Source organism: Carnobacterium sp. AT7 (assembly GCF_000171855.1).
Taxonomy (GTDB): domain Bacteria; phylum Bacillota; class Bacilli; order Lactobacillales; family Carnobacteriaceae; genus Carnobacterium_B; species Carnobacterium_B jeotgali.
In genome coordinates this window covers 103566-128895 of the sequence record NZ_ABHH01000002.1, presented here as the reverse complement: position 1 = coordinate 128895, position 25330 = coordinate 103566, and the positions used below count along the sequence as shown (strand labels likewise).

23 protein-coding genes and 1 pseudogene are annotated in these 25330 nt (G+C 36.2%); 22 read left to right on the top strand and 2 right to left on the bottom strand.

Annotated features, from left to right (window positions below; genetic code table 11):
* The 10 genes from fliQ to CAT7_RS01290 all read left to right on the top strand — a co-directional run bounded on the left by fliQ (position 1) and on the right by CAT7_RS01290 (position 11526).
* Entirely contained in the window at positions 1-264 is a 264-nt protein-coding gene (gene fliQ / locus CAT7_RS01335) for a flagellar biosynthesis protein FliQ (protein ID WP_007721127.1), read from the top strand.
* Positions 265-274: 10 nt separating this feature from the next.
* Entirely contained in the window at positions 275-1027 is a 753-nt protein-coding gene (fliR, locus tag CAT7_RS01330; protein ID WP_007721126.1) for a flagellar biosynthetic protein FliR, read from the top strand.
* A gap of 20 nt (positions 1028-1047) precedes the next feature.
* Positions 1048-2115 (top strand): flagellar biosynthesis protein FlhB, encoded by a 1068-nt coding sequence (gene flhB / locus CAT7_RS01325; RefSeq protein WP_007721124.1) that lies wholly within the window; start codon positions 1048-1050, stop codon positions 2113-2115.
* 29 nt (positions 2116-2144) lie between these two features.
* On the top strand, positions 2145-4226 hold the full coding sequence (gene flhA, locus CAT7_RS01320) for a flagellar biosynthesis protein FlhA (RefSeq protein ID WP_007721122.1): 2082 nt from the start codon (positions 2145-2147) through the stop codon (positions 4224-4226).
* 90 nt (positions 4227-4316) lie between these two features.
* Positions 4317-5033 (top strand): sigma-70 family RNA polymerase sigma factor, encoded by a 717-nt coding sequence (locus CAT7_RS01315; RefSeq protein WP_007721120.1) that lies wholly within the window; start codon positions 4317-4319, stop codon positions 5031-5033.
* Positions 5026-5784: a flagellar hook-basal body protein gene (locus CAT7_RS01310; protein ID WP_007721118.1), complete on the top strand. Its 759-nt coding sequence runs from the start codon at positions 5026-5028 to the stop codon at positions 5782-5784. Before CAT7_RS01315 ends, CAT7_RS01310 begins: the two co-directional genes overlap by 8 nt.
* Before the next feature lie 12 nt (positions 5785-5796).
* On the top strand, positions 5797-6552 hold the full coding sequence (locus CAT7_RS01305; RefSeq protein ID WP_007721116.1) for a flagellar hook-basal body protein: 756 nt from the start codon (positions 5797-5799) through the stop codon (positions 6550-6552).
* A 116-nt stretch (positions 6553-6668) separates the two neighbouring features.
* A complete protein-coding gene (ftsE, locus tag CAT7_RS01300; RefSeq protein WP_007721115.1) occupies positions 6669-7385 on the top strand; it encodes a cell division ATP-binding protein FtsE in 717 nt (238 codons plus the stop codon).
* A 494-nt stretch (positions 7386-7879) separates the two neighbouring features.
* Entirely contained in the window at positions 7880-9649 is a 1770-nt protein-coding gene (locus CAT7_RS01295) for a methyl-accepting chemotaxis protein (RefSeq protein WP_007721113.1), read from the top strand.
* Between the two features lie 182 nt (positions 9650-9831).
* Positions 9832-11526, top strand: coding sequence for a methyl-accepting chemotaxis protein (locus tag CAT7_RS01290; RefSeq protein WP_007721111.1), 1695 nt, complete (start codon positions 9832-9834; stop codon positions 11524-11526).
* Between the two features lie 186 nt (positions 11527-11712).
* Here CAT7_RS01290 and CAT7_RS01285 read toward each other — a convergent pair whose 3' ends face one another.
* Positions 11713-12171, bottom strand: a complete 459-nt coding sequence (locus CAT7_RS01285; protein ID WP_007721109.1) for a YaiI/YqxD family protein — start codon at positions 12169-12171, stop codon at positions 11713-11715.
* A 119-nt stretch (positions 12172-12290) separates the two neighbouring features.
* Here CAT7_RS01285 and CAT7_RS01280 point away from each other — a divergent pair, with 119 nt between their 5' ends.
* From CAT7_RS01280 to CAT7_RS01270, 3 genes are all read left to right on the top strand, one after another.
* The gene (locus CAT7_RS01280) at positions 12291-12698 is read left to right on the top strand and encodes a secondary thiamine-phosphate synthase enzyme YjbQ (RefSeq protein ID WP_007721108.1); all 408 of its coding nucleotides are present in this window, start codon (positions 12291-12293) and stop codon (positions 12696-12698) included.
* 101 nt (positions 12699-12799) lie between these two features.
* Complete coding sequence (locus CAT7_RS01275; RefSeq protein WP_007721106.1) at positions 12800-13243, top strand: MarR family winged helix-turn-helix transcriptional regulator; 444 nt, start codon at positions 12800-12802, stop codon at positions 13241-13243.
* Positions 13236-13667 (top strand): organic hydroperoxide resistance protein, encoded by a 432-nt coding sequence (locus CAT7_RS01270; RefSeq protein ID WP_007721104.1) that lies wholly within the window; start codon positions 13236-13238, stop codon positions 13665-13667. Before CAT7_RS01275 ends, CAT7_RS01270 begins: the two co-directional genes overlap by 8 nt.
* A gap of 86 nt (positions 13668-13753) precedes the next feature.
* On the opposite strand, the gene CAT7_RS01265 is transcribed toward CAT7_RS01270, so the two are convergent.
* Positions 13754-14263, bottom strand: a complete 510-nt coding sequence (locus tag CAT7_RS01265) for an arginine repressor (protein WP_007721102.1) — start codon at positions 14261-14263, stop codon at positions 13754-13756.
* 238 nt (positions 14264-14501) lie between these two features.
* Between CAT7_RS01265 and arcA the strand changes: the two genes are divergently transcribed.
* The 9 genes and pseudogenes from arcA to CAT7_RS01220 all read left to right on the top strand — a co-directional run bounded on the left by arcA (position 14502) and on the right by CAT7_RS01220 (position 25249).
* Positions 14502-15743, top strand: a complete 1242-nt coding sequence (gene arcA / locus CAT7_RS01260; protein ID WP_007721100.1) for an arginine deiminase — start codon at positions 14502-14504, stop codon at positions 15741-15743.
* A gap of 44 nt (positions 15744-15787) precedes the next feature.
* The gene (argF, locus tag CAT7_RS01255; RefSeq protein ID WP_007721098.1) at positions 15788-16804 is read left to right on the top strand and encodes an ornithine carbamoyltransferase; all 1017 of its coding nucleotides are present in this window, start codon (positions 15788-15790) and stop codon (positions 16802-16804) included.
* A 107-nt stretch (positions 16805-16911) separates the two neighbouring features.
* A complete protein-coding gene (gene arcD, locus CAT7_RS01250; protein WP_007721095.1) occupies positions 16912-18339 on the top strand; it encodes an arginine-ornithine antiporter in 1428 nt (475 codons plus the stop codon).
* Positions 18340-18354: 15 nt separating this feature from the next.
* Positions 18355-19296: a carbamate kinase gene (gene arcC, locus CAT7_RS01245; RefSeq protein ID WP_007721093.1), complete on the top strand. Its 942-nt coding sequence runs from the start codon at positions 18355-18357 to the stop codon at positions 19294-19296.
* A 167-nt stretch (positions 19297-19463) separates the two neighbouring features.
* Positions 19464-20168 carry a Crp/Fnr family transcriptional regulator gene (locus CAT7_RS01240; protein WP_007721091.1) on the top strand — a complete coding sequence of 235 codons (705 nt, stop codon included), beginning with the start codon at positions 19464-19466 and terminating at the stop codon, positions 20166-20168.
* Between the two features lie 276 nt (positions 20169-20444).
* On the top strand, positions 20445-21305 hold the full coding sequence (locus CAT7_RS01235; RefSeq protein WP_007721088.1) for an ROK family protein: 861 nt from the start codon (positions 20445-20447) through the stop codon (positions 21303-21305).
* A 28-nt stretch (positions 21306-21333) separates the two neighbouring features.
* Positions 21334-22332 carry a LacI family DNA-binding transcriptional regulator gene (locus CAT7_RS01230; RefSeq protein WP_029276742.1) on the top strand — a complete coding sequence of 333 codons (999 nt, stop codon included), beginning with the start codon at positions 21334-21336 and terminating at the stop codon, positions 22330-22332.
* 96 nt (positions 22333-22428) lie between these two features.
* A pseudogene (locus CAT7_RS01225) lies at positions 22429-23808 on the top strand (sucrose-specific PTS transporter subunit IIBC); the annotation flags it as partial.
* Positions 23809-23848: 40 nt separating this feature from the next.
* Complete coding sequence (locus CAT7_RS01220) at positions 23849-25249, top strand: glycoside hydrolase family 32 protein (RefSeq protein ID WP_007721085.1); 1401 nt, start codon at positions 23849-23851, stop codon at positions 25247-25249.
* Positions 25250-25330 lie beyond the last annotated feature (81 nt).

Sequence of the window (25330 nt, the reverse complement as noted above, 5' to 3'; positions counted from 1 at the left end):
ATGACAATTGTACAAGTTTTAGACATTATAAGAGAAGCATTCATGGTGATGATAGCAGTAGCAGGTCCGACATTGGTCATCGCATTAGTGGTAGGACTAATCATCAGTATTTTTCAAGCAACTACACAACTTCAGGAACAGACATTGAGCTTTGTACCCAAAATATTAGCCGTAATCGTCTCGTTAATCGTTTTTGGAAATTTCATGTTGAATGGTCTGATTACATTTACACAGAAAATTTTTGAAATGATCGCGGCGCTTTGAGAGGATAATCATGAACATACAACTGCAAACCATCATTTTAATTTTCATTCGAGTGACATCGTTTATAGTGGTAAGTCCAGGTTTTTCATTCAAAGGTCTGCCCAGTGTAGCGAAAATCGCCCTTTCGATGGGTATAACGTTAGCAGCCTACTCTGCTGTGCCAGTTATGGAACAAGAAGCAGGAACAGTACTTTTTGCTGTATTGGTCATAAAAGAAGTTTTACTTGGAATAGCATTAGGCTTTATTACCAAACTGTTTTTCACGGCTGTTGAGATTGCTGGGAATTTTGTGGATTTCCAAGTGGGTTTTTCAATGGGAGCTGTTTATGATCCGAGTATGGGAATCAATGTTTCTTATTACGGGAAAATCTATTATTGGTTGTCTATGTGTGTCTTTTACTTAACCAATCTGCATCATGTCGTAATCAAAAGTTTGGTTAAATCATTTACGACCGTTCCGATATCCAATTCCAATTTAGGTGATTTTGGTGTCGAAGGAATGATGAAATTACTTGGCATCATTTTTGAAATCGCGTTTAACATAGCTGTACCGATGATGATTGTGGCATTATTGACGGAAGTGATATTAGGACTGATTTCACGTTCTGTACCTCAGATTAACGTATTGATCTTGGGGATGCCATTAAAAATTGTGGCTAGTTTCGTTATGATATTGGTTTTGTTGCCAACTCTAGTAAAAAATATTCAGACAACCTTACCATTGATGGTGAAATATATGAATGAATTTATGCAGTCGTTGTAACGAAAGAGAGGTGAACGTAGATGGCGGAAAAAGATGGTAAAACCGAAAAAGCTAGTCCCAAGAAACTAAGGGATGCTAGAAAAAAAGGGGAAATTCCTAAAAGTCCAGATTTAACTTCCGCTGTTACGTTTATTGTTTTTATTCTCTCAGCAACATTTTTAGGAAATTACATATTGAAAAACAGTTTACTTTATTTACAAAATTATTTAACAGCCGGATTCTCAGTAGATGGACTGGAAAATGATTTAGCAGATATTGGAATGAAAGCCATTCTGTTCACTTTAGTGTTAGCGGGACCTTTTCTAGCTATTGCCTTTGTGGCAGCATTTATTTCCAGTATCGTACAGACAGGGTTCTTATTCTCTGCGGAGCCGATTAAATTCAAGCTAAGCAAAATTAATCCTATTAGCGGATTTAAGAATATGTTCAGTAAAAAAACGTTATTTACACTGGTCAAAAATGTGGCCAAATTAACACTTGTCTTTTGGATGGCATATAAAACACTTGAAACCTCTATTTACTTGATTATTAATTCCAGCAGTATTGGAACGGAAAAAATATTTTTCTTAATGTCTGATCTTGTGATGGAATTAGGCACTCAATTAGGAGTCTTGCTGCTTATATTAGGGCTAGTGGATTACATTTATCAAGTTTATGACCACCGGAAAAATTTGCGGATGTCTAAACAAGAAATAAAAGATGAATACAAAGAATCTGAGGGAGATCCGCAGATCAAGTCGCAACGGAGACAGCGTTACCGTCAATTAACAAAAGGGGCCTTGCGAGAGGTGGAAACAGCCACAGCCGTTATTACGAACCCAACTCACCTAGCTATCGCTATTCGTTATGAGAAAGGCAAAGATGAAGTTCCTATTATTGTGGCTAAAGGAGCAGATCATCAAGCTGCAAAAATTAGAGAACGGGCTAAAGCATTTGATGTTCCAATTATTGAAAATAAACCAGTCGCTCGAGCCATGTATAAATCGGTCGAGATCGGACAGCCCGTGCCAATCGATCTTTACCAAGCCATTGCTGAAATATTAGCATTGGTCTACCAAATGGAAGAACTAACTAAAAATAAGATTTAATGCTGATTTAAGATAAGGAGTTCAAAAACATGTCTACTGCTTTTTGGGGGAAATTAGAAAAACTAACCGGTTCTTTAGATGTTATCGTAGCTTTTTTTGTAATGGCTATCCTAGCGATGATCATTATACCTTTACCATCTGGATTACTCGATTTTATGTTAGTGATCAACATAGCGTTATCCATCACCATATTATTACTGACTCTGTTCACTAAAAATGTGTTAGAGTTCTCAACTTTTCCTACAATTCTATTGATCACAACGATGTTTCGTTTAGCGTTGAACATCTCTTCTACACGATTGATTTTAACTGAAGGAGAAGCTGGCGCAGTGATCGATACGTTTGCTAATTTCGTAGCAGGAAGTAATTTCGTTGTTGGAGCGGTTATTTTCATCATAATCGTCATCATCCAGATGATGGTTGTAACGAATGGTTCCAGTAGGGTTTCTGAAGTTTCAGCCCGTTTTACGTTAGACGCTATGCCTGGTAAACAAATGGCAATTGATGCAGATTTGAACTCAGGGCTAATTAATGAAGAACAAGCTAAAAAAAGACGATCAGATCTTGAACGAGAAACTCAGTTTTTTGGGGCGATGGATGGAGCGAGTAAGTTCGTAAAAGGGGATGCCATGGCCGGTATCATTATTACTGTAATCAACTTGATTGGTGGAGTAGCGATTCATTCGCTGCAAAACGGCATGCCTATTATGGAAGCCTTGATGGCTTTTGGGAAGTTAACCATTGGGGATGGACTGGTCAGTCAGATTCCTTCTTTATTAATCTCGGTAGCTTCAGGTATCTTAGTGACACGTTCTGGAAGTATTAAAGGTTTTGGGAGCTCAATCGGTGAAGAATTATTCGGTTCGTCAAAAGTAATGATGATGCTAGCAGTAATCTTACTGTTATTTGCCATTATGCCTGGTTTTCCGACTGTTCCATTTCTATTATTGGGAACAGCAGCCGGAGCGGCTGGTTACTTATTGATGGAGAACGAAAAATCCAAGAAATTGAATCAGAAAGCGAAAGAAATGCGCTCAAAGGCTGTACAGCGAACGAATCAAGAAAAAAGCACAGATGAATCAGTGGCTTCCTTTCAAGTGGATCCGATTTCCATTGAGATCGGCTACGGTTTGATTCCGATAGCAGATGAAAACCAAGACAACAATCTGATGAGTCATATCACAACAATCCGTAAACAAAGCGCTCATGAGTTAGGTATTTTATTGAGTCCAATCCGCATTAGAGATAATTTACAGTTGAAGGCCAATGATTACGTAATTAAAATTAGAGGAAACGCTGTGGCTCGTGGGGAATTGTATTTAGATAAATATATGATTGTAGACCCAGGCGAAACTGAATTTGATTTTGACGGTATTCCAACAAAAGAACCGGCTTTTGGCTTAGACGCTATGTGGGTAAACGAAAGTGACCGCGAAGCTGCTGATTTAAGGGGCTATACAGTAGTCGATCCGATAACCGTTTTAGTGACTCATTTGAAGGAGACGATTTACAAATCTAGTTATGAATTGTTAGGCAGACAAGAAGTGAAACAATTGCTAGAAGGCATTAAAGATAAATATGGTGTCGTGATAGATGAATTGATTCCAGACATTCTTCGTTTAGGTGAAGTGCAAAAAGTCTTGCAAAACTTATTGAAAGAAAGTATTCCAATCAATGATTTGGTCACTATTTTAGAAACGTTAGCCGATTATGGAAATACGACCAAAGATATTGAAATGTTGACTGAATACGTACGTCAGTCGCTTAAACGAACAATCGTTAAACCGTATTTAGATGAACAAAATGTGCTTCAAGTGGTTACTATATTGCCAGATACAGAAGAATTGATTACACGCAGCATTCAAAAGTCTTCAGCTGGATCAATTCCGATCCTGCAGCCTGAAACGGTCACGAAGATTTTTGACAGTATTACAGCTATTCACAACCAACTTTCGGCAAGAGGAATTCCACATGTTTTATTAGCTTCACCAAAAGTGAGACCAGCAATGAAAAATCTCATTTCATATAATTTCCCTGATTTAACGGTGGTATCTTTAAACGAAGTGCCAAATGATATTCCTATTGAAACAGTCGGCATGATCAATGGATAAAAAAATAAACGATAAGCTGAATGAAGGACTGGAATCTAATGGATTCTATTCGTTCCAGTTCATTCCGTTTTCTAAGGTGGAGGGGTATAAATGTATTACGAAAATGATAGGGAAAAGGAAATCATTAAATACCTTCCCTTAGTAGAAAAAATTGTTAACCGAATCGATATTAAGCGGAGTGAATATGACCGGGATGACTTATACAATATAGGCGTCATAGGTCTGATGGATGCGCTGGAAAAATTCGACAAATCGAAAAAAGTTCCTTTTGAAGGGTATGCGTACATTAGAATCAAAGGTACAATCATTGATGAAATCAGAAAAACAGCTCCCGTCTCGCGTACACGGATGGGGAAATTAAATGAGTATTACCGAGGCAAAGAAAAGCTGGAAGCAGAACTGATGCGCACGCCTACTGAAAAAGAAATTTGTGCAGAATTGAAAATAGACGAAAAATCTTTAGCAAAGATTCATGAAACAGTCCATAATTTAGCATCTGTCTCACTAGAAAAAGTGATGTTTAGCGATGATGGCAATTCAATCGAGTTATTGGATTTCTTAGAAGACACGCATGAAACTGGTTCTGAAGACACATTGTTGGATAAAGAACGGCAGCATCTGTTGACCAAACATGTGGGTCAATTGGATAAGCGCGAGCAAACCATTTTGAATTTGATTTATGTTGAAGAGTTGTCGTTGAAAGAAATCGCATATATTTTCGACATCTCGGTTCCTAGGGTCTCACAAATACATGGCAAAATGATTTTGAAATTAAAAGGATCGATGGGGAGAGAATACGATGATTAGAAGTTTAACAACACTCAGCAATAGTATTAATATCCTACAAAAAAAACAAGAAAACATTAGTGCAAACGTAGCGAATATCAATACTTCTGGTTATAAATCGCAAGAAATTATCCAAAGTACGCGAGCATCAGAAATGATGTCCAATCATTTAGGCGGACCATTGTTAAATCAACAACAAGACATTGGCGGCTTTACGTTTGGCAGTCAAATTGATGAGATTGTGCAAAATTTTAATCAAGGCGGTTTAAAAGCAACGGCTTCTACGACAGATGTAGCGATTCAAGGAGACGGTTTTTTTACAGTTGAAGCCGCAAATGGTGAAACATCTTACACCCGCAATGGGAATTTTAACGTTAACGATGCTGGGGAATTGGTTACCCAAGAAGGTTACCGAGTTCTTGGGGTAACAGCTAACGGTCAGGCGGCTCCAATTCAAGTTGATGGAGCAGATTTTACGATTGATGCTAGAGGGACGATTGCGGGAACTGGAATGAGTTTGATGATTACCAATTTTGACGATACTGCTGGATTAACAAGAGTTGGAGATACACTTTTTACGGGTCAAGGCGGTACCGTACAAACTGGCGGAACGGTTGTGCAACAAAGTTACTTGGAAACGTCTAACGTAGAAACGGTTGACGAAATCACGAATTTGATGCAAGTTTCAAGAGCTTTTGAAGCAAATCAAAAAGCTCTCAGTGCAGCAGACGAAACGTTAAGAAAAGCTGTGAATGAAGTAGGGAAAGTCTAGGAGGATGAAAAAATGAGTATACCTTTAAGCATTAGCAAAAGCGGTATGAATGCCATTCAAAATCAAATGGACGTTGTATCGAATGATATTGCAAATATCAATACAACAGGTTATAAGTCTAAAAATATCAGTTTTAATGAATTGCTATTGAATGACATGAACGGAGAGGCAGCATACTTATCGGCTGATGCTCAAGGTTCAGGAATTTCAATAGGTTCAAAAAGTGCCGTAACTTCTACGAATTTTACCCAAGGAGCGCTTGTTTCTGATCCAAATGATTACCACTTGGCTATTGCTGGAGAAGGATTTTTTGGTGTTACGGGAGAAAACGGCGAACGTTACTTGACACGTGATGGTGCTTTCCACGTCAATGGAGATAAATCGATCACGAATGATAATGGAGACACTTTGGAAATCCAAGCCACTATTCCAATCAACCAATGGCCTGAAGGAGACGTATCCATTGCTGAAAATGGCGAAGTAACCATCCAATCAGAAAATAATAGTATGTTAGTCGGAACAATACCGTTATTTTACCCAGCTCAACCAAATGCTATGCAGCCTGTTGGAGAAAATAAATTCAGCTATGACGGTGCATTTGGAACGGGAGAGGGTTCGATTCAACAGCATTATTTAGAAGCCTCAAATGTTGATTTAGCTTCTTCTATGACTGAAATGATTTTGGCACAAAGATCTTATTCAATGAATCTTAAAGTAGCACAAGGCACAGACGAAATGGCTTCAGTCATTAATCAATTTAAACAATAGCATTTAGTCGCAAAACAGGAAAAGATAGGAATATCTTTAGGCACATACACTATCGGATTTGGGTTGACGCGAAATAGGCGTTGGGGAAGAATTTGAGGTAAAATAGGTGATGAAACATGATTAAAATGAAAAATGTGATTAAAAACTACTCTAAGGGAGTGAAAGCTCTTCGAGGAGTCAATCTGACGATTGCAGATGGGGAATTTGTATATTTAGTTGGAGCAAGCGGCTCTGGAAAGTCGACTTTAGCAAAATTACTGTATCGGGAAGAAAAAGCGAACAAAGGTCAAATTGAGGTTTGTGGTCAATTGATCTCTAAAATGAAAGAAAAAGATATTCCTAAACTTAGAAGACAGATTGGAATCGTTTTTCAAGATTTCAAATTATTGCTAGACCGTACCGTATTTGATAATATTGCCTATGCATTAGAAGTAATTGGTATAGAACCGGATGAAATCAAACCATTGGTGATGCAAGCTTTGCGTTACGTTGAATTAGAACATAAGGCCAATGATAAACCTACTGAATTATCCGGTGGAGAACAACAACGGGTTTCGATTGCACGTGCAATCGTTAATTCACCTAAACTGATTATTGCAGATGAACCAACAGGTAATTTAGATCCTAAAACAGCTTTAGAAATCATGCGGTTATTTTACCGTATCAATCAACAAGGAACGACTATTTTAATGGTTACTCATAATCGCAAGATAGTAGATAAGTTTCGCAATCGTGTCATAGAAATTGAAAATGGCAAAATTGTCTGGGATGAAAATAAAGATGACAATGCAATTCAATACGATCTGTCATTGGGAGAATATGTGGTTGTTTAATACATAAAAAATGAATTTGTGAAATAGATAGGTTTAAGCATAAAGTGAGATGCTTAAACCTATCTATTTTTGTGGTCCAATAAACCTGCGGATAAATTTAGCTCTTCGTCAACTAGTGTGGCTGCTTCTAAAAATTCTTTCGGAATAGACGGATTTGCTTGTAAGAGCCCTGGTACCGTCTTAAGCCTAAAGTCTTAAGAACTTTCAAGCCTCAAACACCGCTTAATCGCTAAAGCGTTAAAGCGATATAATTCGCATTGAATACTTTACAGGGCTACAAGCAATCCTATTCCTGCAGAAGTGTTAAGCATGAACTAAATTCATCTATCAATACTAAAAAGTATAGAGCCATAAATTTAGTTAAAAAGATTCCTATCACATAACTAAAGTTTTCTAAAAATGTACCGATATAGTAGAAGATACATATAAAGTAAAAGAACGAATCTATTTTGCCCGTCATAGGAATAGAAATAGATCGAAAGGGTGTAGAGTAGTTGGAAAATAATATAGAAGAGAAAACCATCACCAAAGGCAAATGGAAGATCAAAGAATTAGATTTATCAAGATTTAAGAAAGTACTGAATTTCAAGAGTTTAAAAACAAAAATTCTTCTAGCGTTTACGACGGTCATTGTATTGGTCATTATATTATCTTCAATTACGGCTGTAACAATTGCTAGAGCAAATGCTAATACAGAAAAAATGGTCAATGAAGAGTTAGAACTTCTAATTGTTGATGATAATTTGACATTCAGTCTGTCTCAAAGAATCGCAGCAGCTCGAGGATACATATTATTTGGCGATCAAATGTACAAAAATTTATTCAATCAGTATTCTGAAAAAAGTCATGAACATGAAAAAACACTTCTCGCTCTGTCTGATGTGAAAGCTTCAAAAGAAATTGTCGCACGAAGCAATGACTGGGAACAAATGGTACTGACAGAAGTATTTGAACGATACGACAAAGGGGATTCAGCTGGTGCTGCTAGCTATTTAAGATCATCTGTAGAACCTTACTCCAATGATTTGATCAATGAACTTGAAAAAATGTCCACTGAACGAAAAGAATCTATTAAAGCTGACGCCCAAATAGTTACGAGTTCTGGAAACCGTTCGTTGATATCTATCATTATTATCAGCATTGTCATTATCCTATTAGGTATCGCTATAGCTTTATTGACATCAAATTCAATCATTAAACCGATTAAAAAAGTGATGGAACGGATGAATATTATTGCCTATGGAGATCTTACTTCTGAACCATTAGAAATAACAGAAAAAGATGAAACAGGCCAATTAGCTATGGCAATTAACCAAATGCAAGTTATGGAAAAAGAAGTAATGGAAGGCATTCAAATGGCTTCTGAGATGTTAACGAATCACAGCAATCAATTGACACAAGCTGCCAACGAAGTAAAATCAGGTTCAGAACAAGTAGCGACAACTATGCAGGAATTAGCAACTGGATCTGAAGCACAAGCGACAACTGCCAGTAATTTAGCTGTCGTGATGGATACCTTTACTAAAAAAGTCCAAAGTACCAATAAAAGTGGCGAAAAAATTAAAGACTCTTCAATGGGTGTGTTGTCTATGACTGCTGAAGGTAAACAGTACATGGAAGATTCTAGTCATCAAATGGCTAAAATTGATGAAATCGTCTTAGATGCGGTATTTAAAATGGCTACATTGGATAACCAAACAAAAGAAATCAATCATTTAGTGGTCATTATTCAAAAAATCGCCGATCAAACCAATTTGCTAGCATTAAATGCAGCGATTGAAGCTGCGCGTGCTGGCGAACATGGTAGAGGATTCGCCGTTGTAGCAGATGAAGTCCGCAAATTAGCTGAACAAGTAGCCGTATCGATTGCTGATATTACTGGATTTGTTGGGAAAATTCAAGCCGAATCTATGAAAGTAAGCGAGTCTTTGCAAACTGGTTATACAGAAGTACAAGAAGGAACCAGCCAAATTAAAAAAACTGGTGATACCTTTAATAAAATTAATGCTTCCGTTACAACAATGGTAAAAGGCATTAAAGATATATCTGATAACTTAGAAAGCATTCAAGTAAATAGTGAAATCATGAACGTTTCAATTGAAGAAATTGCTTCAGTTTCACAAGAGTCAGCTGCTGGGGTGGAAGAAACATCTGCCGCATCACAAGAAATTACAAGTTCAATGGATGAAGTTGCTGAAAATTCTGAGCAACTTGCTGATTTAGCAAAAGGTTTAGCTGATATGGTTGGAGAATTCAAAGTATAAAAGTAAGTGAAAAAAGCTTGAAATCGAACGTTAAAATAAGCATGACAGGTTTACCTTCTAGGGAAAGGTAAAAACAACAAGGGTTAAGAGTAGTACATTAAAAAATAAAAAAGGGCGTTAACGTTTTGTATGCTAGTTAACTAGCATACAAACCAGTTAATAAATTAGAGGAGATAAAAGAAATGAAAAAGAGATTCCAGTTTAAAAGTATTCGTGCAAAAATTTTAGGGGGATTCGCGGTTACTATTGTACTAATGCTTATGTTAAGTTTTTACACAATCAATTCAATAAATAAAACAAATACTTCAATAAGAGGTATATTAGAAAAAGAGTTGGATCTGCTAATCGTTGATGAAAAACTTTCAACAAATATGAACAGACGTACAAGCCTTATAAGAGGATATATGCTATATGAGGATGATACCTATAGAGAGACATTTAATGATGAACTAGATGAAACGATTGCACTTGAAAATCAAGCCTTGGAATTAAGTGCTTCAGCCGAAGTAAAGGATTTAATGGCTAAAAAATTCGAGTGGGGTACGTTAACTGATGAAGCGTTAGCAGCATATGACGAAGGCGATAATGAAAAAGCCTACGAAATTATGATAGAACAAGCACAACCAATTGAAAAAGAATTGATTACAGGATTTTCAACATTAGCTAAAGAGCGCGAACAAATAATTAATGAAATTGGTCAAAAAGTGATTGAAAATGGCGAACAGGTTAGTACAATCAGTGTAGTTATTATGGTTTTAGTATCTTTATTGTCTATACTTGTTGCATATTTAACATCTAATAATATTACAAAGCCTTTAAATGTAGTAATGAAACGCTTGCAAAGCATTTCTGAAGGCGACCTTAGCTTGGAGCCATTAGAAATCACTGAAAAAGATGAAACTGGTAAATTAAGTGTGTCTATGAATAAAATGCAAAAAACAGTTAAAAGTGTTATGAAGGGAATTTCGCATGCATCTGAAGAGTTGAGCAGTCATAGTGAAGAGCTAACTCAATCTGCTAGTGAAGTGAAATCAGGTTCTGAGCAAGTAGCAATAACGATGCAAGAATTGGCAACTGGTTCCGAAACTCAAGCGACAACTGCAAGCAATTTGGCAGTCGTTATGGAAAATTTCACTAAAAAAGTCCAAAATACGAATAAAAACGGAGAAAAAATCAAAAATTCTTCACTAGGTGTGTTATCTATGACCAATGAAGGAAAGCAATACATGGAAGACACAAGCCAACAAATGGCAAAAATAGACGGAATTGTACAAGACGCTGTGAAAAAAATGGCGATTTTAGACAACCAAACGCAAGAAATCAATCATTTAGTAGTTATTATTCAAAAAATTGCTGATCAAACCAATTTATTGGCCTTAAATGCAGCAATAGAAGCTGCACGTGCTGGCGAACATGGTAGAGGATTCGCTGTAGTAGCAGATGAAGTCCGTAAATTGGCTGAACAAGTTGCTGTATCTATTGCAGATATTACTGGTTTTGTTGAAAAAATCCAAGTTGAGTCTAATAGGGTAAGTGATTCACTGCAATCAGGTTATGCTGAGGTAGAAGAAGGAACAAGTCAAATTGCTAAGACTGGTCAAACCTTTAATCAAATCAACACGTCTGTTACGACAATGGTAGAAGACATCAAAGGGATTTCTGACAACTTGGAGAGTATCAAAGTTAACAGTGAAATTATGAACGGTTCAATTGAAGAAATTGCATCCGTTTCAGAAGAATCTGCTGCGGGTGTCGAACAAACATCTGCTGCTTCACAACAAATCACTAGTTCAATGGAGGAAGTTGCCGGAAGCTCTGAACAACTTTCAAACTTAGCAGAAAATCTAGCTGATATGGTTGGACGTTTCAAATTGTAAAAAGTAAACAACTAAAATTTTAACGTCTATCAAAAAACCTCCCTCTTCAGCAGAAGAGGGAGGTTTTTTTGCCGTTTCATCTTCAAACAGAGTGAATATAAGAAAATACATTCTCACTTCTATTGTAAGGAATCATCAAAAATAGTAATGAATTTTTTGATAAAGAGTTGTGCTAGTCTATCCTTTTTATTGAAGTGACTCTTTTGATTGAGAAAGGACTTCTTTAAATCGTTGTCTGAATTCTTTGCGGTTTTCATCGGTAAAAGGCTTAGGACCTTTTGTTCGTTTACCACTTTTTCGTACCATAGCGCTCAAATAGCGAGATTGCAACAATTGGTCAATATTTTCAGCTGTATACATGTAACCTGTATGATGAAGCACAATACAGCCTTTCCCTAAACCTAATGAAGCTAAGCCGTAATCTTGCGTAATCAGAATATCGCCTTTTTTTATTAATTTTATGATACGGTAATCTGCTGCTTCTGCTCCTGTATCAACGTACACGGTCTTTACCCCTGGAGGTTGTTCTTTTGTTGAAAAATGCGAAATGCTAGTCACAAGTGTAACAGGAATATCTTTCGCTAAGGATTCTTCAATAATAATCGTTTTAACTGGGCAGGCATCTGCATCGATATAAATCTGCAAGATTTCACCGACTTTCTAATCATTTTTATACTATTAGTATACCAGTTGTCGGCTTATATGTTTAGGAATACTTTGGAATACTGTATGATGGAGGCAAAGAGGAAAAGGAGTTGAGCAACATGACCAGTAATCTTTATTTATTTGATATCACAACAGAAAAGAAGCAAACCTTTCTCACTATCGACGACTATCTGCAACAGGCTTTATATAGAAGCGGTGTGAAAAATGGGATCATGCTGGTATTTTGTCCTCATACAACGGCTGGAATTACCATCAATGAAAATGCAGACCCAGATGTCAAAAAAGATCTCAGTTTAGGTTTAGATCAAACATTTCCTAATAAAGAAGAATATGTTCACATGGAAGGAAATTCAGATGGACACATGAAATCATCTTTAGTAGGAGCCAGTGAAACACTGATTATTTCAAAAGGACGGCTTATATTGGGAACGTGGCAAAGCCTTTATTTTTGTGAATTTGACGGCCCACGAGAACGACAATTCTTCGTAAAAATTATTGAAGGTTGAGAAAGAATAGAATTTTTTTAATAAATAGCTAAAAAAGATTGTATTAAAAATTTTAATAGTGTACAATTTAATTGTGCACAACTTATTTAGGAGGAACAAGAATGGATGGAAACAACTTTCTACTAGAAGAACAGTTATGTTTTTCTACTTATACTTTATCCAAACAGTTTACAAAACTTTATCGTCCGGTTTTAGAACCTTATTCTCTTACATACACGCAATACGTAGCTTTACTTGTGCTTTGGGAGGAATCTGATCTAAGCGTTCAATCATTAGGAACAAGACTTGGATTAGATAGTGGAACTTTAACACCGATGTTAAAGCGAATGGAGTCAAATGGTTTCATTACTCGAAAGCGTCATCCGGAAGACGAAAGAAAAGTAATCATTGCGACTACCCAAAAAGCTGATAGTTTAAAGGATGAGTTACTTGAAAAGGTTTCTGCCTGCCTAGCCCTGCTAAATATGAATGAAAAAGATTATTTTGATTTATTGGCAAAAATAGATGATTTATCAAAAACATTAGGAGGAATTTTAAATGACTGAATCAAAAGTAATGTATCAAACAACAGCAATCAATACAGGTGGACGTAATGGGGAAAGTCGTTTACCAGATGGTTCTTTTTCTGTAAAAGTTTCTACACCAAAACAAATGGGTGGCCCTGGACAAGGAACTAACCCTGAACAATTATTTGCTTTAGGATACAGTGCTTGTTTCAATTCAGCACTTGAAATTATGCTTCAACAAGCTAAAATCGAAGCTAAATCTGAAGTTACAGCTGAAGTTTCATTAAATTCAGACCCAACAGACAATGGATTTAAACTTTCTGTTGTGTTATCAGTTGCTATTGAAGGACAAACGCTTGAAGCAACACAAGAGTTAGCTGAAAAAGCTCATGCTTTCTGCCCATACTCTAAAGCTACTAACAACAATATCGATGTTGAAATAAAAGCAATTGAATTTAACTAAAACGGTTTAATTTAAAAAACTAACTTGGAAATTCTGGTTTAAACACCGAATTTTTTCAAGTTAGTTTTTTTGTCGTGCTATATAAGTTACTTTGGGAATAAAAAAGACACTTCTTTTTCTAAATTCAGAACAGCTTGTTTATGAATGATGCTTGAAAAAGAGTCGCACAATAAACGCGCATCGTTCTCATTGTGTAAAATAATTAAACAAGTATCAAAACTGGCAATCGTACCAACGATAGACGGCATCTTTAATTCATCAATTAAAGATGCAATAACATTGGGATAATTGGGTGTAACCAGAATGGTAACTAAAAATTGGACAGCAGTAACACTTCTTGCGTATTGATGTAGCGCTTTTTCTAGTCTGTAACACAAATGCTTTTCCTGATAAGCATCATGATAGAATGTATACTTGGTTGTCCTATCTGTTTGAGTTACTTTGATTAAATTTAATTCTTTGATGTCTCTGGATAATGTGGCTTGGGTGGTTTGAAAACCTTCATTTTTCAAATAGTCCATCAATTCTTGCTGTGTAGCAATATCGTTATTGAGGATTAGTTTTTTTATTGCAAATAATCGATCATTTTTCTTCATAATCAGCCTCTTTTCTAAAAAAAATTCATTCATAAAAAGTGTATAAACGAAAGTCATATACAGTATAAAGATTCGTTGTGGAATGAATATTCCATAATTAGAATATATATGAAAAAGTCGTGAAATAATGTGATGAAATCGACATTTCTAGTGCGGATTTCAAACTTTCATAAAAATAATGTAAACGTTATCATTATTATATAATAAATAGAAGCTTTAAGAAAGGAAGGAAAAAGAAATGACGACACCCATTCACGTAATGTCCGAAATTGGAAAATTGAAAACAGTATTATTGAAAAGACCAGGTAAAGAAGTCGAAAATTTAACGCCAGAGATTATGGAGCGTTTATTATTTGATGATATTCCGCATTTGCCAGTTATTCAAAAAGAACACGATGCATTTGCTCAAGCTTTAATAGATCACGGGGTAGAAGTATTGTATTTAGAAAAGTTAACTGCAGAAGCGATAGATGCAGCAAACGGGAGAGAGAAATTTGTTGAACGTATTTTAGATGAGTCGAAACTTGAAACGGAAGGGGTTAGAGAGGGACTAAAAAAATATTTGCTAGGTTTCGATACACAAGAAATGGTAGATGTCATTATGGCTGGTGTCCGTAAAAAAGATGTCAGTATTGAAAGCCATCATTTAGCAGATATTTCTAGTGAAGAAGTCTATCCATTTTTCATGGATCCTATGCCTAACCTTTACTTTACAAGAGACCCAGCTGCAGCAATTGGAAAAGGACTAACTATCAATCATATGGCTTTTGAAGCTCGTAACAGAGAGTCGCTCTTTATTGAAGTGATTATAAAACACCATCCCAGATTCGCTGGTCAAGGTGTAGAAGTATGGCGTGACCGGAATCATACATCTCGCATTGAAGGAGGAGATGAGTTAGTTTTAAACGATAAAGTATTGGCTATTGGTATCTCACAACGAACATCAGCTAAAGCGATTGAACAACTTGCAACTGAATTGTTTGATCGAAACTCTAATTTTGAGAAAGTTTTGGCAATCAAAATACCAAATGTCCGCGCTATGATGCATTTAGATACGGTGTTTACAATGGTTGATTACGATAAATTTACTATTCATCCAGGGATTCAAAAAAATGGTGGTGAAGTAGATACGTACATTTTGGAAAAGGGCGAAGAAGCTGGAACTATCAAAATGACTCACCGTTCTGATTTGCAAGAAATTTTACGTGAAGCACTGAATGTACCGAAGTTGACATTGATTCCTTGCGGTGGTGGAGATGCGATTGCGGCACCTCGTGAGCAATGGAATGACGGATCCAATACACTAGCTATTGCACCTGGAGTAGTTGTCACTTATGACCGCAATTATGTTTCTAACGCGTTATTAAGAAGTCACGGCATTGAGGTTATTGAAATTGCTTCAAGTGAATTATCTAGAGGTCGTGGCGGTCCTCGTTGTATGAGTATGCCTTTAGTTCGTGAGGATCTACCTATCAGATAAACCTAATTTCACAACCAATTAATAAGTATATGGAGGAATAAGTAATGACAAAACAAGTATTTCAAGGACGCAGTTTATTAGCTGAAAAAGATTTTACAAAAGAAGAATTGATGTATTTAATCGACCTATCTGCACATTTAAAAGATTTGAAAAAAAGAGGTATTCCACACCACTATTTAGAAGGGAAAAATATCGCTTTATTATTTGAAAAAGCTTCTACTCGTACGCGGGCTGCGTTTACTACAGCAGCTATTGATTTAGGTGCACATCCTGAGTACCTTGGGAAAAATGATATTCAATTAGGTAAAAAAGAATCTGTTGAAGATACAGCTCGAGTACTCGGAAGTATGTTCGATGGAATTGAATTTCGTGGATTCAAACAAAGTACTGTAGAACAATTAGCTGAGTTTTCAGGAGTCCCTGTATGGAATGGGTTAACGGATGAATGGCATCCAACGCAAATGATCGCAGACTTTTTGACGGTTAAAGAAAACTTTGGACACCTTGAAGGGCTTACGTTAGCCTATGTTGGAGATGGCCGTAACAATGTAGCAAACAGCTTGCTAGTCACAGGCGCAATTTTAGGAGTAAACATTCGAATCGTGTCTCCTGAATCATTATTCCCAGAAAAAGAATTAGTGGATATGGCTCAATCTTTTGCGAAACAATCTGGTAGCAAATTGATAATCACAAAAGATGTTGCAGAAGGTGTTAAAGGCGCAGACGTGTTATATACCGATGTCTGGGTATCTATGGGAGAAGAAGATAAGTTTGCAGAACGGATCGAGTTATTGACGCCTTATCAGTTAAATATGGAGATGGTTCGTGCTACTGGAAAAGAGGACATGATTATTTTACACTGTCTACCAGCCTTTCATGATACCAATACCGACTATGGAAGAGACGTAAAAGCAAAACACCATATTGATGCGATGGAAATTACGGATGAAGCATTTAGAAGTAAACATGCACGACAATTTGAACAAGCTGAAAACCGCATGCACTCTATAAAAGCGATTATGGCTGCAACGTTAGGTAATTTATTTATTCCCAAAGTTTAAGAATGAAAAATTAATTGAATATAAAGTATGAGGAGACAAGCTTCTCATACTTTATTTCATAAAATTAACTGAACCCGTAACGTTAATAAAAAGGAGGAGGAAAAATAATGGAAGAGAAAAAATTAGGCATAACGCCTTTAGTTGCCCTTGTTGTAGGGTCAATTATTGGTGGTGGAATTTTCAACCTCATGTCCGACATGGCCGTCGAAGCTTCTGTAGGTCCAGTTATTATCGGTTGGGTCATTGCCGGTGTAGGTATGGGATTTTTAGCTTTCTGTTTTCAAAATTTGTCTGCTAAGCGCCCTGACTTGGATGCCGGAATATATAGTTATGCTAAAGAAGGCTTTGGAAAATATATGGGGTTCAATTCTGCTTGGGGTTATTGGTTGTCAGCTTTCTTAGGAAATGTGGCTTATGGAACATTGCTGTTTAGTTCCATTGGGTACTTTTTCCCTATTTTTGGAGATGGTCAAAACTTAGCTTCAGTTATTGGAGCATCGGTCATGCTTTGGTTGGTTCATGCCCTTATATTAAAAGGAGTCCAAACAGCTTCATTTATCAATACGATTGTTACAGCAGCTAAATTGATTCCTTTGGCAATTTTTTTCGTTGCGATGTTCGTTGCTTTTAAACTAGATATATTTACCGCTGACTTCTGGGGAACCATTTCAGGCGAGTTCTCTTTTAAAGAAGTGATGGATCAAGTTCAAGGAACGATGCTTGTAACGGTCTGGGTGTTTATTGGTATTGAAGGAGCAGTTGTATTCTCTGGACGTGCCAATAGAAAATCTGACGTTGGAAAAGCAACGATTATCGGATTGGTAACTGTCATTGCGATTTATTTATTGACGACTATCCTATCAATGGCCGTTTTAACGAGACCAGAATTAGCTGATTTGCCTCAACCTGCAATGGCTTATTTATTAGAAAGCGTGGTAGGTAAGTGGGGTGCAGTATTAATCAATATTGGTGTAATCATTTCTGTTTCAGGTGCTTGGCTTGCTTGGACTATGTTTGCGGCAGAATTGCCTTATCAAGCGGCTAAACAAGGGGCTTTTCCTAAGTTCTTTTCTAAAGAAAATAAAAATGGAGCGCCAGTCAATTCATTGTTATTTACGAATATATTGATTCAATTATTCTTATTTACTTTTTTAATCAGTTCCAGAGCTTACAATTTCGCTTTTTCATTGGCTTCATCAGCCATTTTAATTCCTTATGCATTTACAGCATTTTATCAATTGAAACTGTCGCTAATGGAAACAAGTGACACAAAACGCCGTAATCAAAATATTTTTATTGGAATAATAGCTAGTATTTATGCTGTTTGGTTGATTTATGCAGGTGGAGTGGATTATTTACTGCTAACAATGTTGTTGTACGCACCAGGAATCATTATTTATGCTTGGGTACAAAAAGAAAATAAAGAAAAACTATTTACTAAAAGCGAATGGATTGCGGCTGCGGTCGTAGTGGTTCTCTTTTTGATAGCTATCTTTCAAATAGCAAATGGTTCAATTGATATCAGTAATATGTAAAGGGACGTGACAGATATGAAAAAAAGAAAAATTGTGGTAGCTTTAGGTGGAAATGCTATATTATCAAATGATGCTAGCGCTAAAGCTCAGCAGCAGGCACTTGCAGAAACAGCAGAATATTTGGTCAAATTTATTGAAAATGGGGATGATTTAGTCATTTCTCATGGTAACGGACCGCAAGTGGGAAACTTACTATTACAACAAAATGCGGCAAATAGTTCGAAAAATCCAGCCATGCCATTAGATACTTGTGTAGCCATGACTCAAGGAAGCATTGGTTATTGGATGCAAAATGCACTTTCACACGCATTAGAAAAAAGAAATCTAACGAAACAAGTCGTTTCGTTGATCACTCAAGTCGTCGTTGATGAAGCAGATTCAGCTTTTAAAAGCCCAAGTAAACCCATTGGACCATTTCTAACTGAAGTCGAAGCTAAAGCAGAAATGGAAAAAGCTGACGTTATCTTTAAAGAAGACGCTGGAAGAGGCTGGCGTAAAGTCGTTCCTTCTCCAAAACCAATCAGCATAAAAGAACATGTTGTGATCAATCAATTAGTTGAAAATGGGGTCATTCCCATTACGGTTGGCGGTGGAGGTATTCCAGTCATCAAAAAAGACAATGAGCTAAGAGGAGTAGAAGCTGTCATCGATAAAGATTTTGCTTCACAAAAATTAGCAGAATTAATCCAAGCCGATTTATTGGTTATTTTAACTGGCGTAGATAACGTATACGTCAATTTCAATAAACCGAATCAGCAACAGTTAAGCGAAGTATCTATTGAAGAAATGAAAGGTTATATCGCTGAAAATCAATTTGCCGCAGGAAGTATGTTGCCAAAAGTAGAGGCAGCAATTGCTTTTGTTGAAAATTCAAAAGATGGAAAAGCAATCATTACTTCTTTAGAAAATATCGAATTCGTTTTAACTCAAGGAGCCGGTACAATTATTACAAAGTGATGTAAGCGTTATTAGGAATGCCACATAATAAAGCAAGAAAGCCCGTTATTATGATGGGTTTTTTTGCTTTTATGTTATAATTGAATTGTGAATAAATTATCTTGGATGATTTTTCAATGGATGAGATGATTAGAATGAATAGGAATCTTAAATTGAGGAGTGTTTTGATGACAACTATTCAAAAAAAGATGACCAATCTATACGAGCTTCGTTACAAGCCTGTCTTTTCAGAATTTACTGATCCAGAGTTTAATCACCTCCGAAAAAATATGTATTTGCGCAAGTATAAAAAAGGGCAAGTTTTATTTGATGAAGGGGATATCCGTGAAAAAATATTTTATTTAGTCAGTGGATTGGTTAAACTTGAAAAATATGATGAAAGTGCTTTTTACACCTATACAGATTATGTAAAAAAAGAAACCTTATTCCCATATGGTGGGATGTTCTCCGATGAAACTTATCATTATTCTGCATACGCTGTTACAGATATTGAGTTGTACTATATTCCAACGATTCTTTTTGAAAAACTGATAACCGATAATCCTAAACAAATGATTTACTTCTATCATAAATTATCTAAAATTCTTGAAAGTCATGAAAAAAGAGTGCAATATATAGTCGTTTCAAATGCGACGAATCGGATTATTAAAACGCTGAATTATTTAATGAAAGAGTTAGGCGACTATACAAATCCAACAATGGTTAAAATACCTTATCCTATTACCATTAATGAAGTAGCAGACATGAGTGGCTGTTCAAGAGAAACAGTAGGAAATACTATCAAGAAATTAAAGGAAATGGATAAGTTAGAGTACGAACGTAAATTATTTGTCTTTAAAGATTTGATTTATTTCAACACTTATACCGAATGAGTACAGTCAAAAAGTTTTTATGGAAGGATTTTCTTCTATAAAAACTTTTTGTTTTGGAAATATCAAAAAAGCTCTTCATTCAATAGTGTTGCTGCTACAAACAATCTTATTCTTCCAGAAATGGTGTGATCAACTAAATTCATCTATCCACACTAAAACGTATAGAGCCGTTAAAAATAGATACTCGTCTAGTACTCCAAAAAATTCTGTGGTATTATTAGGATTAAGAAAACCTTTTCTTTGCTTAAAACAAAGGATTAGTAGGAGGAAAAATGAATGATGTATGGCGCAATTGAAGCAGGCGGAACAAAATTTGTTTGTGCAGTCAGCGATATGCAATTAGAGATAAAAGAACGTGTAAGTATCCCAACAACAACACCTGAAGAAACGCTCAAACAAGTCTTTGATTTCTTTGATCAGTATTCGTTAAACTCTATTGGAATAGGTTCGTTTGGCCCAATTGATGTAAATGAAAAATCAGCTACATATGGGTACGTGACATCAACTCCTAAAACAGCTTGGAAGAATTTTGATTTTTTAGGAACAGTTAAACAAAGATATAACGTTCCGGTGTCTTGGACGACAGATGTAAATGCAGCTGCATATGGGGAACTTAAAAAAGGTAGTGCGCGTGGGACTGAAAGTTGTCTCTATTTAACGGTTGGAACTGGTATTGGCGGCGGCGCTGTCGTTGACGGAAAAGTATTGAGTGGTTTTGGTCACCCGGAGATGGGACATCTTTTGGTTAGTATGCATCCTGATGATGATTTTGAAGGCGTCTGTCCATATCACGGGAATTGTTTAGAAGGTGTCGCTGCAGGTCCTGCCATTGAAAAACGTTATGGGAAAAAAGGGCACGATTTGGCAGACGATAAAAAGGTTTGGGAAATAGAAGCTTTCTATTTAGCACAAGCTTTAGTAAATTATACATTGATTCTTAGCCCAGAAAAAATTATCTTGGGTGGAGGCGTTATGAAACAAGCACAATTACTTCCTTTAATTAAAAAAGAATTTACCCAACTAATGGCTGACTATGTCAGTACTCCTGCTTTAGATGAGTACATCGTAACACCTGAACTGGAAGATAATGCAGGTATTACGGGTTGTCTATTAATGGCTATTGAAGAAAATAAATAGATTGTTCAAAGAAATGTAAGGTGATAAGATGGTGACCATAAAGGATATCGCTCAACAAGCTGGAGTAGCTAAAAGTACCGTTTCTAGGTATCTGAATGGCGGATCTGTGAGTAAAAAAACGAAAGCCAAATTAGATGTTATTGTAAAAGAAACAGGTTATGCACCTAATACTTTTGCCCAGAGCTTAAAAGCGAAAAAAACAAATATGATTGGTACCATCATTCCTCGCTTAGATTCATTCGCAACGAATGCTATTTTAGCAAGCATTGACGAAGAATTAAGAAATAAGCAGTATCAATTAATTATTACAAATACGAATCAAAGTGTTGAACGAGAAGTTGAGAACATTTACACATTGGCAAAACAGAAAGTTGACGGGATTATTCTTTTAGCCACAATTGTAACCCCGGCTCATCGTAAAGCAATAGCAGAAGTTGAAATCCCTGTTTTACTTTTGGGTCAATCGGCAGAAGGCTTACATACGATAGTTCATCAAGAGTATGAAGCTGGGCTTAAGATGGGAAGTTATGCAACAGATTTAGGTCATAATAATTTCTTGGTTTTTATGGTTTCTAAAGAAGATCATGCAGTCGGAAAACTGAGATCAAAAGGTGTCATGGATGCTTTACAAAAAAGCACTAGCACGTCTATTGAAATTATTGAAACCAATTTTTCTTTTTCAAAGGCGTATGAAAAAGCGATGAATGTATTACCTAAAACTTCTGCGACATATATTCTTTGTGCTACTGATAATATTGCTTTAGCTGTTATGAAGGCAGCACATACATTAGGACTAAGTATCCCAAACGATTTCTCTTTATCAGGATTTGGGGGATATGAAGTCACGTCGATCGTTACACCATCTATAACGACAGTCGAATATCCTTATAAAAAATTGGGTACTCTCTCGGTAGCTAACATGATTGGATTAATCGAAGGAAGAAAGACCATAGATAATTTGGAATTACCCAACAAGCTAATCAAAAGAGAATCAACTATGCCAGTTGAAAAAAACACTTCTAAATAATAGAAGTGTTTTTTTTATGTATTAGTAGACACAGTAAAAAAAATAAGGTAAACTAAAAAAAGAAACCGGTTCCAAAAATGAAAAGGAGGAAAAAGCATGTCAGATAATAAAGAAATAGCCAAACAAGTCATTGCTGCTGTTGGTGGAAAAGAGAATATCAATTCGGTGGCTCATTGTGCAACAAGATTACGTATTATGGTTAAGGATCAAAGTAAGGTAAATAAAGACGAAGTAGAAAATACCGAGAAAGTTAAAGGTGCGTTTTATAATTCTGGACAATTCCAAATCATTTTTGGAACCGGTACCGTAAACAAGATTTTTGAAGAAGTTGTAGGTTTAGGTGCAGTTGAAGGATCAACTGGTGAGATGAAAGAAGAGTCTAAACAACAAGGAAATGTGTTCCAACGAATGATTCGTACGTTTGGGGATATATTTGTCCCAATTATTCCTGTGTTAGTTGCTACAGGGTTGTTTATGGGATTACGTGGTCTATTGACACAAGAACAAGTTTTAGCCGTTTTTGGAATGGTCCCAACGGATATCAGCCCTAATTTCTTATTATATACTGAAGTATTAACAGATACAGCATTTGCCTTTTTACCAGCACTTGTAGCTTGGTCATCCTTTAAAGTATTTGGCGGTTCTCCAGTCATTGGGATTGTTTTAGGGTTGATGCTCGTTAATCCTGCATTGCCAAATGCTTATGAAGTAGCAGGCGGAACAGTAGATCCAATCACTATGTTTGGTTTTATTCCCGTAGTCGGCTATCAAGGAACGGTATTGCCTGCTTTTATTGCAGGTTTTGTCGGAGCGAAATTGGAAAGATGGATTCGTAAATACGTACCTGAGACACTTGATTTATTGGTTACACCATTCATGACACTATTAATCATGAGTATCTTGTCATTATTTATCATCGGACCAATTTTTCACTCTTTAGAAGAAGTAATTTTAAATGCAACGATTTGGGTATTAGCTTTACCGTTTGGTTTAGCCGGTTTAATTCTAGGTGCCGTGAACCAATTGATTGTGGTAACTGGAATTCATCATCTCTTCAACTTTATGGAGATACAATTATTAGCTAATACAGGTGTTAATCCCTACAATGGGATCATTACAGCGAGTGTAGCTGCACAAGGTGGAGCAGCATTAGCAGTTGGAATGAAAACGAAATCTAAGAAATTAAAAGCGCTGGCTTATCCCTCTACACTTGCAGCCTTTTTAGGCATTACTGAACCAGCTGTATTTGGTGTAAACTTGCGTTATATTAAACCTTTTATTTTTGGTTTAGTTGGTGGTGGAGTTGGTGGTTTTTTTGCTAGCTTAGTTGGATTAGAAGCAACTGGAATGTCACTTACGGTTATACCAGGAATATTACTTTATTTAAATGGTCAAATTTTGTTGTATATTTTAACAAATATCATTGCTATCGGTGTAGCATTTGTATTAACTTATCTATTTGGATACAGCGATAAAATGAGACAAGAATTAGAAGGATGAAAGGACGTTTAGATAGATGGGACAAACGGATGAAATAAATGATTACAAGTTAGGATATCATGTTACACCGCCTAAAGGACTGTTAAACGATCCAAATGGACTAGTTCACTTTAAAGGTGTTTATCATGTATTCTTTCAATGGAACCAGACGGATACTACACATCAATCAAAAAGCTGGGGTCATGTAACGACTAAAGATTTCATCCAATGGAAATCTTATAAACCAGCATTAGAGCCTACTGATTGGTACGATAAAGACGGATGTTATTCTGGAAGTGCTGTTGTTTTTAACGAAGAAATTTATTTATTCTACACAGGAAACGTCCGAGGAGAAAATGGCGAACGTTTTAGCTACCAATGTTTGGCTGTATCAAAAGATGGCAACTATTTTGAGAAAAAAGGCCCTGTTTTAGAACACCCTATAAAAGGATATACAGCACATGTAAGAGATCCAAAAGTTTGGCAAGGTAAAGCTGGCAAATGGTGGATGGTATTAGGAGCACAAAAAGAAAATTTAGTAGGTGATGCCTTAATCTATCAATCAAACAACTTAGTAAACTGGACATTGGTTGGTCCATTGCTTGATGAGCCCTTATCATTAGGGTATATGTGGGAATGCCCTGATATCTTAAGGTTTGCGGATACAGATATCTTTTCCTTTTCACCGCAAGGCTTAGAAGTTGAAGGAGAAAAATACCGTAATATTTATCAAAGTGGCTATTTTACAGGTCATTTTACAGAAAATGGTGTCTTTAAAAAAAATGCTCAAGACTTTAAAGAACTGGATCATGGTTTTGAGTTTTATGCTCCTCAGACTTTTGTGGATGATGTTGGACGTACAATTCTATACGGGTGGGTAGGTGTGATGGATCCTAAAGTTGAAGCAGCGGTACCTACTAGAAAGCAAGGTTGGCTACATGCGTTAACAATTCCTAGAGAGGTGCATTACGAAAGTGAAAAACTTACTCAGTACCCACTTTCTGATATAGCGAATTTAAGAGAAACAAGTCCTATAATCATTAAAAGTAGTCAAAGTGAAGTTATTAAATTGTCGTCGTTACAACAAGATATTCTGATTGAATGGGGTTCAGTAGCTACAGACTTTGTGATAAATTTAAGAAACGAAATTGAAATCTTGTACCAATCCAAAACTAGAAAACTTTCTATAATACGGACGAACTGGAAGACAAATATGAGAGAGGAAAGAGCGACGTTTTTAACACGTGAATTGACAGAATTACGATTGTTAGTCGAAAGTTCATTGTTAGAATTATTTTTGAACCATGGGGAAGAAGTTTTCACTTTAAGATATTTTGTAGACGAAACAGACTATCTGTTTAGTTTCAAAAACTTAGGTGAACCTATGGAAAAAAGAATGATGCTTTATACTCTACGTTCATTTGAAATTGAAGAATAAAATAAATACAGCTAAAGAAGAAATCTACCAGAGTAAATTGGCTCTGGTAGATTTCTTTTAGGTTAAAGTGCTTTATTATTT

Bases quoted from the DNA above. Each gene is read 5' to 3' on its own strand.
- fliQ (WP_007721127.1), top strand. From the start codon at position 1: ATGACAATTGTACAAGTTTTAGACATTATAAGAGAAGCATTCATGGTG.
- fliR (WP_007721126.1), top strand. From the start codon at position 275: ATGAACATACAACTGCAAACCATCATTTTAATTTTCATTCGAGTGACA.
- flhB (WP_007721124.1), top strand. From the start codon at position 1,048: ATGGCGGAAAAAGATGGTAAAACCGAAAAAGCTAGTCCCAAGAAACTA.
- flhA (WP_007721122.1), top strand. From the start codon at position 2,145: ATGTCTACTGCTTTTTGGGGGAAATTAGAAAAACTAACCGGTTCTTTA.
- CAT7_RS01315 (WP_007721120.1), top strand. From the start codon at position 4,317: ATGTATTACGAAAATGATAGGGAAAAGGAAATCATTAAATACCTTCCC.
- CAT7_RS01310 (WP_007721118.1), top strand. From the start codon at position 5,026: ATGATTAGAAGTTTAACAACACTCAGCAATAGTATTAATATCCTACAA.
- CAT7_RS01305 (WP_007721116.1), top strand. From the start codon at position 5,797: ATGAGTATACCTTTAAGCATTAGCAAAAGCGGTATGAATGCCATTCAA.
- ftsE (WP_007721115.1), top strand. From the start codon at position 6,669: ATGATTAAAATGAAAAATGTGATTAAAAACTACTCTAAGGGAGTGAAA.
- CAT7_RS01290 (WP_007721111.1), top strand. From the start codon at position 9,832: ATGAAAAAGAGATTCCAGTTTAAAAGTATTCGTGCAAAAATTTTAGGG.
- CAT7_RS01280 (WP_007721108.1), top strand. From the start codon at position 12,291: ATGACCAGTAATCTTTATTTATTTGATATCACAACAGAAAAGAAGCAA.
- CAT7_RS01275 (WP_007721106.1), top strand. From the start codon at position 12,800: ATGGATGGAAACAACTTTCTACTAGAAGAACAGTTATGTTTTTCTACT.
- CAT7_RS01270 (WP_007721104.1), top strand. From the start codon at position 13,236: ATGACTGAATCAAAAGTAATGTATCAAACAACAGCAATCAATACAGGT.
- CAT7_RS01265 (WP_007721102.1), bottom strand. From the start codon at position 14,263: ATGAAGAAAAATGATCGATTATTTGCAATAAAAAAACTAATCCTCAAT.
- arcA (WP_007721100.1), top strand. From the start codon at position 14,502: ATGACGACACCCATTCACGTAATGTCCGAAATTGGAAAATTGAAAACA.
- argF (WP_007721098.1), top strand. From the start codon at position 15,788: ATGACAAAACAAGTATTTCAAGGACGCAGTTTATTAGCTGAAAAAGAT.
- arcD (WP_007721095.1), top strand. From the start codon at position 16,912: ATGGAAGAGAAAAAATTAGGCATAACGCCTTTAGTTGCCCTTGTTGTA.
- arcC (WP_007721093.1), top strand. From the start codon at position 18,355: ATGAAAAAAAGAAAAATTGTGGTAGCTTTAGGTGGAAATGCTATATTA.
- CAT7_RS01240 (WP_007721091.1), top strand. From the start codon at position 19,464: ATGACAACTATTCAAAAAAAGATGACCAATCTATACGAGCTTCGTTAC.
- CAT7_RS01235 (WP_007721088.1), top strand. From the start codon at position 20,445: ATGATGTATGGCGCAATTGAAGCAGGCGGAACAAAATTTGTTTGTGCA.
- CAT7_RS01230 (WP_029276742.1), top strand. From the start codon at position 21,334: ATGGTGACCATAAAGGATATCGCTCAACAAGCTGGAGTAGCTAAAAGT.
- CAT7_RS01220 (WP_007721085.1), top strand. From the start codon at position 23,849: ATGGGACAAACGGATGAAATAAATGATTACAAGTTAGGATATCATGTT.